Below are 14035 nucleotides of genomic sequence, written 5' to 3'. Positions count from 1 at the left end.
ATGACCGAGCATCCCCAGCCGTCCGCGCACGCGCGTGACCTGGTCCGGGGCGCCTACGACGTGCACGTCCACATCGCGCCCGACGTGATGCGGCGCCGCGTCGACGACGTCACCCTCGCCGAGCGGTTCGCCGCCGTCGGCATGGCGGGCTTCGTCCTGAAGTCCCACTACGTCCCCACCGCCGAACGCGCCGAGGTGGTCCGGCGCGCACGGCCGGGCACCGACGTGCTCGGCGCGGTCACCCTCAACGCCTCCGTCGGCGGGCTGAACCCCATCGCCGTCGAGATCGCGGGCCGCAGCGGCGCCAAGGTCGTCTGGATGCCCACTGTGGACAGTGCCAACCAGCGGCAGTGCCAGGCCGCCGAGCCGGAGGGCGCCACTCCCCCGATGTGGGCGAGGATCCAGGAGGAACTGCGTGACGCCGGGATGGCCGCCGACCCGGTCGACGTGCTCGGCGCCGACGGCGAGGTCCACGAGCCGACCCGGCAGATCCTGCGGCTGATCGCCAAGCACGACATGGTGCTGGCCACCGGGCACCTGCACTCCGACGAGATCGCCCGGGTGATCGACGCCGCCGCCGAGGAGGGCGTGCGGCGCGTGGTGGTGACCCACCCCGAGTTCACCTCCCAGCGCGTCGGCATCGAACGGCAGCGCGCCCTCGCCGCGAAGGGCGCCCTGCTGGAGCGCTGCCTCACCACGCCCTACACCGGCAAGGTCGGCTGGGACGTGTGGCTGGGCAACATCCGCGACGCCGGGCCCGAGCACTCGGTGGTCTCCAGCGATCTCGGCCAGCCGTTCAACCCACCGGTGGAGGACGGGCTCGCGATCGCGGCCGACCGCCTGCTCGAGGCCGGGTTCACCGACACCGAGGTCCGCACGATGACCGTGCACAACAGCAGGTGGCTCGTCGGCGCCGCACCGCTGGCCGACGCACCGGCGAGGAGCCAGGCATGAGCGAGCGACGGCTGCTGGTGGTCGGCGCGCACAGCGCCGACTTCGTGTGGCGCGCCGCGGGAACGGTGGCCGCGCACACCGCGGCGGGCGGAAGGGCGCTCGTCGTGGCCCTGTCCTACGGCGAGCGCGGCGAGTCCGGCGAGCTGTGGAAGCAGGAAGGCCAGACCGAGGAGAACGTCAAGCGCATCCGGCACGAGGAGGCCACCAAGGCCGCCGCCGCCGTGGGCGCCGAGTTCCAGGCCTTCGACCTCGGCGACTATCCCCTGCACGCGACGCAGGAATCCGTCGACCGGCTCGCCGAGCTGATGCGCGACGTCGCGCCGCACGTGGTGCTCACCCACCCGGAGCGGGACCCGTTCAACCCCGACCACCCCGTGGCGCACGCGATGGTCGCGCGGGCGCGGCTGCTCAGCTCCGGAGCCGGAGTGGCCAGCGGGTTCCGCACCGCACCCCCGTCGGAGTTCCTCGTGTTCGAGCCACACCAGCCGGAGCTGTGCGGGTTCACGCCGAGCGTCTACGTCGACATCACCCCGGTGTTCGACCGCAAGGCCGACGCGATGCGATGCATGGCCGCGCAGCAGTACCTGCGGGAGTACTACACGCAGCGGGCCGACCAGCGCGGCAACCACGCCCGCAAGGTCACCGGCGACCCGGCGATCCGGCAGGCCGAGGCGTTCCAGCGGCTGCTGCCGAACGTGGTGGGCGCACTGTGAGCGCGGCATGGGACGAACTGGCCGCCGCCGGGACCGCCACCGTGTACGAGGCCTACGGCAGGCGCGGGCTGCTCGACGTCGAGTGGCTACCGCTGCCCGGCGGGCGCGCCGTGGCCGGTCCCGCGCGGATCGCGCTGTGCGGGCAGGACGACAACCGCACCGTGCACGAGGTGATGGCTCACGCCCGGCCGGGTGAGGTTCTCGTGCTGACGATGCCGCAGCCGCGGCCGGTCGCGCTGCTCGGCGACCTGCTCGCCACCCAGGCCCGCGTGCGGGGCGTCGCGGGAGTGCTGGTCAACGCGTCCGTGCGCGACAGCGCCGACCTGGTCCGCAGTGGACCCGCCGTGTGGACCCGCTGGCGGCGGATACGCGGCGCCACCAAGACCGAGCGCGGCAGCATCGACGTGCCGGTGGAGATCGGCGGCACCACGATCGAGCCCGGTGACGTGCTCGTGCTCGACGACGACGGCGTCACCGCGGTGGCGCGCTCCGATGTGGACTCCGCACTGGAGTCCGTGCGACAGCGGCTGTCCACGGAGGAAGGCCTGCGCGCACGCTGGCAGGCCGGTGAGCTCAGCTACGACGCCTACGGCCTGCGGGCCGAGGACGAGACCGACGAACGGGGTCAACGATGACCGCACTCCTGCACACCAGCGGGCTGACGAAACGCTTCGCCAAGGACGACGTGGCCACCGTCGCGCTGCGCGACTTCACCCTGAGCATCGAGGAGGGCAGCTTCGTCGCCGTGCTCGGGCGCAGCGGCTGTGGCAAGTCGACGCTGCTGAACCTGCTGGCCGGGCTCACCGAGCCCAGCGAGGGCGAGGTGCGCTACAAGGACCGGCCGCTGTCCGGGCCGGACACCGAGATCGGCTACCTCACCCAGTCCGACACGCTCATGCCGTGGCGGGGCGTGCAGCGCAACGTCGAGATGCCGCTGGAGATCCGCGGCGTGCCCTCGGCCGAGCGCAGGCGCGTGGCGGCCGGCCTGATCGAGCGGGTCGGGCTCGCCGGCTTCGAGCACCACTACCCTCGCGAGCTCTCCGGCGGCATGCGGCGCAGGGCGAGCCTGGCCAGGATGCTCGCGGCAGACCCGGCCACCCTGCTCATGGACGAGCCGTTCGGCGCGCTCGACGCGCAGCTGCGCCGCGAGCTGCAGGAGGAGCTGCTGCGGCTGTGGGCCGAGGGCGGCCAGACGGTCGTGTTCGTCACCCACGACATCGAGGAGGCGCTCCTGCTCGGCGACCGCGTGGTGGTGCTCGGCCCGATCGGCACCATCCTGCTGGACCGCGCCGTCGAGCTGCCCCGGCCACGCTCCGCGGACGCGCTGCGCGTCGACCCCGCGTTCGTCGCCCTGCACACCGAACTGGCCGCCGCGCTGCGGGAGGGAGCCCGATGAGCACCACCGACGACCTGCTGACCCCGGCGGGCAGGCAAGAGGGGCCCGTGCGGGTCGCGCTGCCGCGCACCTGGTGGCAGCGCCACGGCAGCACCACCACGGTGTGGTCGCTGCGGCTGGCGCTGCTCGTGCTGCTGCTGGGATTCTGGCAGCTGGCGGCCGACCGCTGGATCGACATCACGTTCATCAGCAAGCCCAGCGACATCGCCGAACGGCTCGGCGAGTGGGCGGCCGACGGCACGCTGTGGCTGCACACCTGGATCACCGTGCAGGAGATCGTCTACGGCTTCGCGCTCGGCGCGGTCACCGGCGCGCTGGCCGGGTTCGTGCTGGCCTCGCTGTCGCTGGTGTACCGGGTGCTCGACCCGTTCGTGATGGCGCTGTACTCCATCCCGAAGGTGGCGCTGGCGCCGCTGTTCATCGTCTGGTTCGGCATCGAGATGCACATGAAGGTGCTGCTGGCCGCGGCGACGGTGTTCTTCCTGGTGTTCCTCAACACCGCGGCCGGGGTGCGCGACGTCGACCGCGGGCTCGTCGACGCGGTGCGGCTGATGGGCGGCAACCGCTGGCACATCGCCCGCAAGGTGGTGCTGCCCGCGTCGATGACCGGCGTGCTCACCGGGCTGAAGGTGGCCATCCCGTACGCGTTGATCGGCGCGGTGATCGGCGAGCTGGTGGCTTCCAACCGCGGCCTCGGTTACCTCATCAACGACGCCGCCGCCCAGTTCGACACCGCGGGCGTGTTCGCCACGCTCGTCGTGCTCAGCGTCATCGCGGCCGTGCTCAACGTCGTGGTGGGCCTGCTCGGCAAGCGTGTCAACCGCTGGAAGCCGATCGATGAGTGAGCGCCGGTTCCCCAGCCGCCGCAGTGTACTCAAAGGACTCGCGGCCGGCCCGCTGCTGGCCGCGGGCTGCGCCACGCGGCACTCCACGACCCCGCCCGGTGTGCTCAACATCGGCCAGATCAGCAACTCCGTGGCCTTCCTGCCGCTGTTCATCGCCGAGCACGAGGGCTTCTTCACCGACGCGGGTCTCACCCTGGGCGAACGGCCCCGGCTCGGCACGGGCGCCAAGGTCGCCGCGGCGCTGAAGTCCGGCAGCATCGACCTCGGCGCCGGGGTGACCACCGACGCGTTCAACCTCGCCCGCATCGACGACGGGACCCGGATCGTGTCCAGCCTGGTGACCGAGTACTACGTCGACCTCATCGTCGCGTCGTCGTTCGACGGGCCCGGCGACGAGGCCGGCACCGGCGAGCGAGTCGGGGCGCTGGTGGGCAGGCGGATCGGCATCACGGGCCCCGGCAGCGGCACCGAAGGGCTCGTGAACTACCTGTTCGGCAGCATCGGCCGCGATGCCGCCGTCGACGCCACGCTCGTGAACCTCGGCAGCTCGGCGACGGCGGCCATCGGTGCCCTGCGGTCCGGGCGGGTGGACGCGCTGGCGTTCTTCCAGCCGATCGGGCAGCAGGCCGAGGCGACCGGGGTGGGCCGCATCTACCTCTCCCCCGCCCGCGGCGACGTGCCGAGCCTGCGGGGCGCGCTGCACGGCATCGTGTTCAGCACCACCCGGCTGCTGGATCGCAAACGCGAGGAGCTGGCCGGCTTCCAGCGGGCGATCCAGCGCGCGCTGGACGTCATCCACGGTGACGAGGCCCGGGCACGGGACCTGCTGGGGCGCTACCTGGACAAGTCCAAGCCCGCCGCGCTGGACGCCCTGCTGCCGATCCTGCGCCGGGAGGCCCCCCGCACGCCCGCCGTACGCCGGGGCGCCTTCGAGACAGCCAGGAGGTTCCACCTGGAGAGCGGGCTGGTCTCGAAGGCGCCGGACTACCGCGCGATCAGCCAGGCGTGACGCCGCTGCGGCCGGCCACCGTCCCGGCCTCCACCGGCTCGTCGGTGAGGTTGGCGCGGTGGCTCTCCCGCGTGATGAGGATGCACACCACGGTGAGCAGGCAGCAGCCCGCGATCACCGCCGAGATCGCCGTGGTGCCCGCGCCGGTCATGCTGGCGAACACGACGGGCCCGATGCCGGCGCCGAGCCCCGCGATCTGGTAGCCCAGCGACGCGCCGGTGTAGCGGTTGCGGGTGCCGAACATCTCGGTGAACAGCGCCGCGAGCGGCCCGTACATCGCCGGGTGCGTCACCGACTGGCCGAGCACGACGGCCAGGGTGAGCAGCACCGCCGAGCCGCTGTCGATCATCGGGAAGAGCAGGAAGGCCACCGCGGCGGTCGCCACGGCGCCGCCGAGCACCACCGGGCGCCTGCCGACGCGGTCCGACAGCGCCGAGAAGCCGACGATGCCGAACACGGCGCCCACCGACGACAGTGTCAGCGCGTTGAGCACGGTCTGCCGCTCGAAGCCGGCACCCACGGCGTAGGCGATGAGGAACGTGGTGAGCGTGCCCTGCGCGACGAAGGCGCCGAAGCCGACGCCGACGGCGAGCAGCAGGTTCTTCGGGTGCTTGCGCAGCACCTCCACGAGCGGCAGGGAACGCGGGGTCCGGTCCTGCGCGGCGGCGAACACCGGCGTCTCCTCCACCTTGAGCCGCACGAACAGCCCGATGGCGAGCAGCACGACGCTGAGCAGGAACGGCACCCGCCAGCCCCAGGCGAGGAACTGCTCGTCGGTGGTGACGGCGGCGGCGAGGGTGAGCATGAGTGTGGAGACCACCATGCCGCTGGGCGCGCCGGCGTTGGTGAAGCTGGCCCACAGCCCGCGCCGGGTGGTGGCGTGCTCGGCGGACATCAGCACGGCACCGCCCCACTCGCCGCCGACCGCCACACCCTGCAGCACGCGCAGCAGCACGAGCAGGATCGGCGCCCAGGCGCCGATCTGGTCGTAGGTGGGCAGCAGGCCGATCAGTGTGCTGGCGATGCCCATCATCGTCATCGTGATCACGAGCATCCGCTTGCGGCCGAGCACGTCGCCGAAGTGGCCGAACAGCACGCCGCCGAGCGGACGGGCCAGGTAGCCGGTGGTGAACGTGCCCAGGCTCGCGACCGTGCCGACCACCGGGTCGAGGCTGGAGAAGAACACCTTGCTGAACACGACCGCCGACGCGGTCGCATAGAGAAGGAAGTCGTAGTACTCGATGACGCTGCCGAGGTAGCTCGACAGCACCGCACGCCGGAGCTGCGTCCGGGAGTGGCGGGGAGCTGAAGTGTCTGACATCGCGGGAACCCTGCCTCGTTGCTGGCCGCTGGGGACGTCAGAAAGTTAAGCACTATCGCTACGGCAGTCAATGGCTTGCCCAATATCGAAGCGCTTACGATGGCGTCGTGACCGATGATCTCGCCGAGCTGGCCCCCCTGGGCGGGGCCGACGCGGAGCCCGCGGAGTTCTCCGAGCTCCCGGAGGCGCCGCGTCCCCAGGCGCTGCTGCTCACCTTCTTCGGCTCGTACGTGCTCGGCCGCGGCGTGCACGTCGCCACCGCCAGCGTGCTCGACGTGCTGAGCAGAGCCGGGGTGTCCGAGCACGCGACCCGCTCGACGCTGAGCCGGATGGCGCGGCGCGGCCTGCTGACCCGCACGCGCCGGGGCCGCAGCGTCTACGTGGGCCTCACCGAGCGCTCCACCGCGATCCTGCAGGACGGCGAGACCCGCGTCTGGCGGCTCGGTGCGGTCAACGCCCACGGGGACGGCACGTGGACGCTGCTCGGCTTCTCGATGCCCGAGTCGTGGCAGCGGCAGCGGCATGTCCTGCGCTCGCGCCTGCTGTGGGCCGGGTTCGGCAGCCTGCAGAGCGGGCTGTGGATCGCGCCGTCGACCGTCGACGTGGAGCCCCTGCTCGAGGGGCTGGAAGCCGACGAGCACATCAAGGTGTTCCAGGCCAGGGCGCTGCCGCCCACCGACGTGGCCGAGCTGGTGCGCGACGCGTGGGACCTCGACAGCCAGGCCGGGCGCTACCGGCGGTTCCTCGCCCGGTGGGAGACGCCGGAGCGCGCCACGCAGTCCGGTGACCCGCTGGCGCGGCACCTGCTGCTGCAGACCGAGTGGTTGCAGGCCATCCGAGGCGACCCGCGCCTGCCCCGCGAGCACCTACCCGCCGACTGGCCCGCCGAACGCGCCCAGCATGTGTTCCGCACGCTCAACGCCGAGCTGGAACCCTCGGCCCGCGCGATCGCCGCGGACGTGCTCGACACGCTGCCGGACGCCGAGGACGGGCGCCCGGCAACGCGGACCGCTCCCTGAGCGTCGCCCAGCCGGGAGTGGTCAGCGGCGCAGCTGCGACTTCGCCTTCGAGTAGATCCGGCGGGCCGTCATCAGCTGCGGGTACTGCTCGGACAGCCCGCGCAGCGTGTGCGAGAGCCTGCGCACGGGCGCCGGGACCGCCGACGGCGGTGCGGCGCGGGGTGCGGCCCTGAACTGCAGGTAGCGGGCGAGCGCCTTGACCGCGACGGCGAGCAGTTCCGAGTCGGCGGGCATGGTGGACGGCTCCGGCTCACCCTCGCGCGGCGGCGCGGGCATGAGGTCGTCCAGGTCGCCGACGACGTGGTAGCCACGGTCGCGGATGTCGTCGATGAACCGCTGCGCGGTCTCGCAGATCCAGGGGTAGTCCTCGGCGGGCACCCGGATCGGCGACGGATCGGGCAGGCGCGACAGGATCTTGGCGGCGAAGGTGTCCTTGACCGTGGTGGCGTAGCGCATCCACGGGAAGTCCTTGTCCAGCGCGACGTTGATCCTGCGCAGCAGCTCCGTCTCGACCATGCCGAGGGAGAAGTTCTCCTGCGGCACCTCGGTGGAGTAGTTCTCCGGGTCCAGGCCGACCACCGGAGCGAAGCGCTCCCACAGCAGCCGCGACGACGCACCGCGCGGCGGGACCGTCACGACGTGGACCCGCTCCGGCGGCAGGGTGCCGCCCCAGGTGCGCAGCACCCTCGGCAGGTCCTGGAAGTCCCAGAACGGCCGGGTGATGCCGTTGAGCTCGCCGGAGCGCAGGGCGCCGAGGAAGGCGTCGTAGGTGGTCCTGTGCCGGGTCTTGACGTTCTCCTGCCACACCGAGGGCACCTGCCGGGCGAAGTCGCGCACGGTGCACACCACGTGCACCTCGGCGAACGACAGCGCGGAGAGCACCTGCTGTGCCTCCTCCGGGCTGGCGGGGGCCATCAGCTCCGTGGAGAAGACCGACGCGGGCTTGTCGGTGTTCTCGAGCTCCGCGACGACGCGCTCGAACGCGCCCGGCACGCGCTCCTCGTTCCACGCCTTGTACCGCGTGTTGTGCACGTCGATGATCGCGCGGTGCTGCTCGCCTCTCTCCGCACCCGGATAGAGCACGCCGTCGGCGGCCATCGCCTCACGGTGGTGCCACATCAGGGCCTGCAGCGAGGTCGTGCCGGTCTTCGGCAGACCGATGTGGAGGTACACGCGGTGGGAAGGGGAGGCCATGGGCAAGGGATCGTAGTAGATGCCGGCGACCCCTCCGCGAGCCCACCCGGCTCCCCAATGCGGCATTCGCTCCATCCAGTGGAACAAATGTGGCATTGGGGAGCTCTGGGCACCACCGGTCAGGCGGCCGCGGCCTCCAGGGCGCGGGCGGTGAGGACGCGGGCCAGGTGGCGGCGGTACTCCGCGGTGGCGTGCGGCTCGTCGACCGGGCTGGTGCCCTCGGCGGCCAGCTCGGCGGCCTCGGCGATCGGCGCGCCGGAGGCCAGCGCCCGCTCGGTCGCGCTCGCCCGCAGCGGCGTGCCCGCCATGTTGACCAGCCCCACGGACTGCCCGCACACGGCCACGCCCACGATCGCCCAGTCGATGGCGCGCCGGGTGAACTTCTCGAACGCCCAGCCACGGCCGGTCTGGCGAGGCAGCCGGACCTCGGTGAGCAGCTCGTCCGGCTCCAGCGGGGTGGTGAACGGGCCGAGGAAGAACTCCGTGGCGGGGATCTCCCGCTCGCCCCGCGGTCCGCGGGCCACCAGGGTCCCGTCGCAGGCCAGCAGCGCCGCGGCCAGGTCGGCGGCCGGGTCGGCGTGCACCAGCGAGCCGCCGATCGTGCCGCGGTGGCGCACCTGCTGGTCGCCCACCTCGCCGGCGACGTGGGCCAGCAGCGGCGCATGCTCGCGCAGCACGCCGTCGCCGTGCAGGTCGTGGTGGCGGGTCAGCGCGCCGATGCGCACGGTGTCGCCGTCGAGCCGCACGAACCGCAGCTCGTCCAGCGGCGCGAGGTCCACCAGCACCTCGGGTGCGGCCAGCCGCAGCTTCATCAGCGGGAGCAGGGAGTGGCCGCCCGCGAGCGGCTTGGCCTCGTCGCCGTGCTCGGCGAGCGCGGCGAGCGCCTCCTCGACGGTGTTCGCGCGCTGGTAACGGAACTGTGCCGGGATCACTGGGCGACCTCCTGCCCGGACGCGTCGACCACCGCGTTGACGATGTTGTGGTAGCCGGTGCAGCGGCACAGGTTGCCCTCGAGCCCCGTGCGCACCTCCTCGCGCGTGGGCTTGGGGTTGTGCGCCAGCAGCGACACCGACGCCATGATCATCCCCGGCGTGCAGAAGCCGCACTGCAGTCCGTGCTGCTCGCGGAACGCGCGCTGCACGGGGTGCAGGTCGCCGTCAGGGCCGGTGAGCCCCTCCAGCGTCGTCACCGCGTGCCCGTCGGCCTGCGCCGCCAGCACCGTGCACGACTTCACCGACTCGCCGTCGAGCAGCACCGTGCACGCGCCGCACGACGTGGTGTCGCAGCCGATGTTCGTGGCGGTCATTCCGGCCTGCTCGCGCAGGAAGTGCACGAGCAGCATCCGGTCCTCGACCTCCTCGGACACCGTCCGCCCGTTGACCTCGATCGTGACCCGCACCGCTCAGTCCGCCTTCCTCGCGTCGTTGATCGCCTGCCACACCCGAAGCGGTGTGGCGGGCATGTCCAGATGCCTCACCCCCAGGTGCGCCAGGGCGTCCACGACGGCGTTGTGCACGGCCGGGGTGGAGCCGATGGTCGCCGCCTCGCCGATGCCCTTGACGCCGAGCGCGTTGCGGGTCGTGGGCGTGGCCATGTGGAGCAGTTCGAAGTCGGGCAGCTCCGTGGCGCTGATGAACGAGTAGTCCGCGAGCGTGGCCGTGGTGGGGTTGCCGTCGCTGTCGTAGCTCATCACCTCCAGCAGCGCCTGAGCCGCGCCCTGGCCCAGCCCGCCGTGCCGCTGACCCTCGAAGGCCAGCGGGTTCACCACCGGGCCGGCGTCGTCGAGAGCGACGATGCGCCGCAGCACGACCTTGCCGGTGAGCGTGTCCACCTCCACCACCGCGAGGTGCGCGCCGAACGGGAAGGTCGGCGTGCCCTCGTCGTACCAGACGTCCTCCGACAACTCGCCGTCCCCGGCGCGGGCCGCCACATCGGCCCAGCCGACGGTGGCGCTCGACGGCGCGCCGCGCACGTGCCAGGCACCCCGGTCGGTGTCGAGCACGACGTCGTCGGGCGAGGCCTCCAGCATCTCGGCGGCCAGCGCGCGGGCCCGCTCGATCACGGTCTCGGCGGCCCGGCGCACGGCGGAGCCGCCCAGCTGCAGCGACCGGGACCCGAAGGTGCCGACGCCGGTGGGCACCTCATCGGTGTCGCCGTGGCGGACGGTGATGCGCTCCAGCGGAATGCCGAACTGGTCGGACAGCAGCATCATCAGCGAGGTGCCGAGGCCCTGGCCGTGCGGCGAGGCGCCGGTGTAGGCGGTGAGCGAGCCGTCCGGGTTGACGTCGACCCGGCCGCTCTCGCCGCCGCCGTCGCCGCCGGTGATCTCGACGTAGGCCGCCAGCCCGAGGCCCAGCGCCACCGGCTCGCCCGCCTCCCGCCTGCGTGCCTGCTCCGCGCGCAGCTGGTGGTAACCGCCCGCCTCCAGCACGCGGTCGAGGGCGGCGGCGTACTCGCCGGTGTCGTAGCTGGCCCCCGTGGGGGTCTGGTACGGGAATTCCTCCGGCCGGATGAAGTTGGTCCTGCGCACCTCGGCGGGGTCGCGGCCGATCTCGGCGGCGAACAGGTCCATCGCGCGCTCGATCGCCGCGGTCGCCTCGGGCCTGCCCGCACCGCGGTAGGCCGAGATCGGCGTGGTGTTGGTGACCACGCCCTTGCTGCTGGTCTCCACGCGCGGGAAGTGGTAGACGCCGGAGGCCATCAGCTCGGTCAGCGTCGGCAGGAACAGCGTCCTCGGGTAGGCGCCCGCGTCCTGCACCACCTCGAGCCGGAACGCCAGCACGGTGCCGTCGCGGCGCCCGCCGATGGTGACCGTGTTCTGCTGTGCGCGGCCGTGGGTCATCGCGGTGAGGTTCTCGCTGCGCGTCTCCGTCCAGCGCACCGGCCTGCCCGCCCGCCTGGCCGCCCACCCGAGCACCACCGGCTCCGGGTCGGAGCCGATCTTGGCGCCGAAGCCGCCGCCGACGTCCGGGGTCACGATGCGGATCCGCTCCTCGCCGACCCCGAGGCCCAGCGCGATGATCGTGCGCGCCAGCTGCGGGTTCTGGGTGGAGAGCCACACCGTCAGCCGGTCGTCCTCGCCCCAGGCGAGGGCGGCGCCGCGCACCTCCAGCGGCGCGGGTGCCACGCGCTGGTTGACGATCGTCTCGGTGACCACGACCTCGCAGTCGTCGAACGCGTGCTCGTCGAACTCGCCTCCGGTGACCTGCGCGACGTTGCTGCCGAGGTCCGGAAACAGCAGCGTCTCGTCGGCCAGCGCGGCGTCGATGCTCGCGACCGCCTCCAGCGGGTCGTAGTCGACGTCGACGAGCTCGGCGGCGTCGGCGAGCTGGTAACGCTGCTCGGTGAGCACGAGCGCGACCGGCTCGCCGACGTAGCGCACGACGCCGTCGGCGAGCCACGGCTGGGCGACGGGCCCGGCCTGCCCCGGCGCGAGGTCGATGTCGGCGGCCGTGTAGACCGCGACGACCCCGGGCGCCTGCAGGGCCTCCGAGGTGTCGATCGACGTGATGCGGGCGTGCGCGACGGGGCTGCGCACGAACGTCGCGTGCACGGCGCCGGTGAGCGCCTCGTGCCGCAGGTCCTCGACGTAGGTGCCGCCCTTCGTGATCAGCGTGCCGTCCTCGACACGGACCACGCGGGTGCCGACAATGCTCATCTGGCCTCCTGGTCCGACTACCCCGCGATCATGCCTCGTCCGCCCCGCGCACGTCGCCACCCCCGCCCCGTTCTTCCGTCCTGCGGAAGGAATCCCGGCCCGGACGCCGGTGCCCGCCCGGCCACGGCGACGCGCCCGCACCCGGCAGGACTGAGCCTCAGGCCGTCGCGGAGCCGTCGCCGCCCTTGCGGGCCACCCCGGCCAGCACGGGCGCGCGGTCCGGGTCGTCGGCGAAGCGCGTGGCCGCGTCGGGCCGCCACCGCGCCGCGGGCACGATGCCGGGCTCGGCCAGCGTCCAGTCCCCGAAGAACGGCAGGAACTCCTCCGCGGTGCGCAGGTGCATCCGGTTGGTGGTCTGCTGGTAGTTGCGCTCCACCTCACGCTGTTGCGCGTCGTCGGCGCGGCGGGAGCCGTGGGACAGCACGAGCAGCGAGCCCGGCGCCAGCCGCTCGCGGTAGAACGCCAGCGACGCCTCCGGATCCCGCTCGGGCGGCATGAAGTGCAGGATGCCCACCACGAGCAGGCAGGTGGGCCGGGTGCGGTCGATCAGGCCGGTGGCGACGATCTCGTCCCACAGGCGCGCATGGTCGAAGAAGTCGCCGAGCAGGGCCCGGTGCCGGTCCGGGTCGGCGGTGTCGGCCAGCAGGATCTCGGCGTGCGCCCGCGCGATCGGCTCGTTGTCGACGTAGACCACCCGGCACTGCCCCGGCGCCGCCTCGTCGGCCACCTCGTGCACGTTGCCGACGGTGGGCAGTCCCGAGCCGATGTCGACGAACTGCCGCACGCCCTGGTCCACGGCGTAGCGCACCGCCCGGCCCAGGAACGCCCGGTTGGCCTGCATGGCCAGCCGCATCTCGGGCATGATCGCCAGCTGCCGCTCGGCGAAGTCCCTGTCGATGGCGTAGTGATGGGTGCCGCCCAGGATGTAGTCGTAGACCCGGGCGGAGCTGGGCCTGTCCACGCTGTCCCGCAGCCGGTCGTCGGAACTCCGGGCGTCGGTCACGTCGTCCTCCTCACCTCGGCGCCGCCACCCTAGCGGTCCCGCGAAGCCGCAGGCGAAAAAACGGCTCGCCCCGGGCCGTGGCGCCCCGGCAGACTCGGCGGACCACGACCGGAGGTGAGCGCCCACCGATGACCGGGCACCCTGCCGTGACCATCGCCGAGACCCCGCCGTCGGCGCCCGAGGCGAGGCGCGTGCTGCGCGACTACGTCAGCGACGTCGCCGGGCGGTACCACGGTCGCCCGGCCACCGCGGAGGAGGTCGACGCCGCGCTGCGGGACGAGCCCAGCGACGACCTGGTCCCTCCGGACGGGCTGCTGCTCCTGGCGCGGGAACACGGCGCGGTTCTCGGCTGCGCGGGGCTGCGGCTGATTCCGGGCGGCATCGGGGAGCTGACCCGCGTGTTCGTCCACCACGCCGCCCGCGGGCGCGGGATCGCCTCGGCGCTGCTGCGCGAGCTGGAGGCCCGGGCCCGCGCGCGGGGGGTGCACACGCTGCGCCTGGACACCCGGTCCGACCTCGTCGAGGCCCGTGCCCTGTACCTGCGGCACGGCTACACCGAGATCGAGCCGTACACCGAGGGCCCGTACGTGGACCACTGCTACGCCAAGCGGCTCACCACCGGCGGAACCGGCGCCCGGCACCCGGCCGCGCTGATCTCCGGGTCCGCGTCAGGGACCTCACCGATGCGGGACCGCGGGGGCCGCGGGATCGTGGAGGCATGACACAGACGACGAATCGCCTCACCCGCTCGCGCAGCAATCGCATGATCGCGGGTGTGTGCGGCGGGCTGGCCGAGCGCTACGGCTGGAACCCCAACACGGTGCGCCTGCTGTTCGTGCTGTCCTGCCTGCTGCCCGGGCCGCAGGTCCTGGCCTACCTGGTGCTGTGGCTGGTCATGCCGAAGGGCCGCTGACCGCCACTGG

At 72.9% G+C, this 14035-nt stretch carries 15 protein-coding genes; 9 read left to right on the top strand and 6 right to left on the bottom strand.

Features of this window, described 5'->3' with window-relative positions:
* The 6 genes from BAY60_RS21340 to BAY60_RS21315 are packed head-to-tail and all read left to right on the top strand — an operon-like array spanning window position 1 to window position 4917.
* Entirely contained in the window at window positions 1-954 is a 954-nt protein-coding gene (locus BAY60_RS21340) for a DUF6282 family protein (RefSeq protein WP_112282835.1), read from the top strand.
* Window positions 951-1667: a PIG-L deacetylase family protein gene (locus BAY60_RS21335; protein WP_112282834.1), complete on the top strand. Its 717-nt coding sequence runs from the start codon at window positions 951-953 to the stop codon at window positions 1665-1667. Before BAY60_RS21340 ends, BAY60_RS21335 begins: the two co-directional genes overlap by 4 nt.
* Window positions 1664-2302 (top strand): RraA family protein, encoded by a 639-nt coding sequence (locus BAY60_RS21330; RefSeq protein WP_112282833.1) that lies wholly within the window; start codon window positions 1664-1666, stop codon window positions 2300-2302. The genes BAY60_RS21335 and BAY60_RS21330 overlap by 4 nt, the downstream gene beginning before the upstream one ends.
* Window positions 2299-3063, top strand: a complete 765-nt coding sequence (locus BAY60_RS21325) for an ABC transporter ATP-binding protein (protein ID WP_112282832.1) — start codon at window positions 2299-2301, stop codon at window positions 3061-3063. The genes BAY60_RS21330 and BAY60_RS21325 overlap by 4 nt, the downstream gene beginning before the upstream one ends.
* A complete protein-coding gene (locus BAY60_RS21320; RefSeq protein ID WP_112282831.1) occupies window positions 3060-3908 on the top strand; it encodes an ABC transporter permease in 849 nt (282 codons plus the stop codon). Before BAY60_RS21325 ends, BAY60_RS21320 begins: the two co-directional genes overlap by 4 nt.
* A complete protein-coding gene (locus BAY60_RS21315; protein ID WP_112282830.1) occupies window positions 3901-4917 on the top strand; it encodes an ABC transporter substrate-binding protein in 1017 nt (338 codons plus the stop codon). Before BAY60_RS21320 ends, BAY60_RS21315 begins: the two co-directional genes overlap by 8 nt.
* Here BAY60_RS21315 and BAY60_RS21310 read toward each other — a convergent pair.
* Window positions 4904-6238, bottom strand: a complete 1335-nt coding sequence (locus tag BAY60_RS21310; protein ID WP_112282829.1) for an MFS transporter — start codon at window positions 6236-6238, stop codon at window positions 4904-4906. The two genes, BAY60_RS21315 and BAY60_RS21310, sit on opposite strands and share 14 nt — an antisense overlap.
* A gap of 107 nt (window positions 6239-6345) precedes the next feature.
* On the opposite strand from BAY60_RS21310, the gene BAY60_RS21305 reads away from it, so the two are divergent.
* Window positions 6346-7257, top strand: a complete 912-nt coding sequence (locus BAY60_RS21305; protein WP_112282828.1) for a PaaX family transcriptional regulator — start codon at window positions 6346-6348, stop codon at window positions 7255-7257.
* Window positions 7258-7278: 21 nt separating this feature from the next.
* Here BAY60_RS21305 and BAY60_RS21300 read toward each other — a convergent pair whose 3' ends face one another.
* The 5 genes from BAY60_RS21300 to BAY60_RS21280 all read right to left on the bottom strand — a co-directional run bounded on the left by BAY60_RS21300 (window position 7279) and on the right by BAY60_RS21280 (window position 13112).
* On the bottom strand, window positions 7279-8451 hold the full coding sequence (locus BAY60_RS21300) for a sulfotransferase family protein (protein ID WP_112282827.1): 1173 nt from the start codon (window positions 8449-8451) through the stop codon (window positions 7279-7281).
* Window positions 8452-8570: 119 nt separating this feature from the next.
* Window positions 8571-9383 carry an FAD binding domain-containing protein gene (locus tag BAY60_RS21295; RefSeq protein ID WP_112282826.1) on the bottom strand — a complete coding sequence of 271 codons (813 nt, stop codon included), beginning with the start codon at window positions 9381-9383 and terminating at the stop codon, window positions 8571-8573.
* Window positions 9380-9850 carry a (2Fe-2S)-binding protein gene (locus BAY60_RS21290; RefSeq protein ID WP_112282825.1) on the bottom strand — a complete coding sequence of 157 codons (471 nt, stop codon included), beginning with the start codon at window positions 9848-9850 and terminating at the stop codon, window positions 9380-9382. The genes BAY60_RS21295 and BAY60_RS21290 overlap by 4 nt, the downstream gene beginning before the upstream one ends.
* Window positions 9851-9853: 3 nt before the next feature.
* Window positions 9854-12109 (bottom strand): xanthine dehydrogenase family protein molybdopterin-binding subunit, encoded by a 2256-nt coding sequence (locus tag BAY60_RS21285; protein ID WP_112282824.1) that lies wholly within the window; start codon window positions 12107-12109, stop codon window positions 9854-9856.
* 157 nt (window positions 12110-12266) lie between these two features.
* The gene (locus tag BAY60_RS21280) at window positions 12267-13112 is read right to left on the bottom strand and encodes an SAM-dependent methyltransferase (protein WP_112282823.1); all 846 of its coding nucleotides are present in this window, start codon (window positions 13110-13112) and stop codon (window positions 12267-12269) included.
* Window positions 13113-13240: 128 nt separating this feature from the next.
* Here BAY60_RS21280 and BAY60_RS21275 point away from each other — a divergent pair, with 128 nt between their 5' ends.
* Both BAY60_RS21275 and BAY60_RS21270 read left to right on the top strand, forming a co-directional pair.
* Window positions 13241-13834: a GNAT family N-acetyltransferase gene (locus BAY60_RS21275; protein WP_112282822.1), complete on the top strand. Its 594-nt coding sequence runs from the start codon at window positions 13241-13243 to the stop codon at window positions 13832-13834.
* Window positions 13831-14025, top strand: a complete 195-nt coding sequence (locus tag BAY60_RS21270) for a PspC domain-containing protein (protein WP_112282821.1) — start codon at window positions 13831-13833, stop codon at window positions 14023-14025. Before BAY60_RS21275 ends, BAY60_RS21270 begins: the two co-directional genes overlap by 4 nt.
* Window positions 14026-14035 lie beyond the last annotated feature (10 nt).

Source organism: Prauserella muralis (genome assembly GCF_003202285.1).
GTDB classification, from domain to species: Bacteria; Actinomycetota; Actinomycetes; order Mycobacteriales; family Pseudonocardiaceae; genus Prauserella_B; species Prauserella_B muralis.
This window is presented reverse-complemented; position numbering and strand designations above follow the sequence as displayed.

Bases quoted from the DNA above. Each gene is read 5' to 3' on its own strand.
- BAY60_RS21325 (WP_112282832.1), top strand. From the start codon at position 2,299: ATGACCGCACTCCTGCACACCAGCGGGCTGACGAAACGCTTCGCCAAG.
- BAY60_RS21270 (WP_112282821.1), top strand. From the start codon at position 13,831: ATGACACAGACGACGAATCGCCTCACCCGCTCGCGCAGCAATCGCATG.
- BAY60_RS21340 (WP_112282835.1), top strand. From the start codon at position 1: ATGACCGAGCATCCCCAGCCGTCCGCGCACGCGCGTGACCTGGTCCGG.
- BAY60_RS21315 (WP_112282830.1), top strand. From the start codon at position 3,901: ATGAGTGAGCGCCGGTTCCCCAGCCGCCGCAGTGTACTCAAAGGACTC.
- BAY60_RS21310 (WP_112282829.1), bottom strand. From the start codon at position 6,238: ATGTCAGACACTTCAGCTCCCCGCCACTCCCGGACGCAGCTCCGGCGT.
- BAY60_RS21300 (WP_112282827.1), bottom strand. From the start codon at position 8,451: ATGGCCTCCCCTTCCCACCGCGTGTACCTCCACATCGGTCTGCCGAAG.
- BAY60_RS21285 (WP_112282824.1), bottom strand. From the start codon at position 12,109: ATGAGCATTGTCGGCACCCGCGTGGTCCGTGTCGAGGACGGCACGCTG.
- BAY60_RS21275 (WP_112282822.1), top strand. From the start codon at position 13,241: ATGACCGGGCACCCTGCCGTGACCATCGCCGAGACCCCGCCGTCGGCG.
- BAY60_RS21320 (WP_112282831.1), top strand. From the start codon at position 3,060: ATGAGCACCACCGACGACCTGCTGACCCCGGCGGGCAGGCAAGAGGGG.
- BAY60_RS21335 (WP_112282834.1), top strand. From the start codon at position 951: ATGAGCGAGCGACGGCTGCTGGTGGTCGGCGCGCACAGCGCCGACTTC.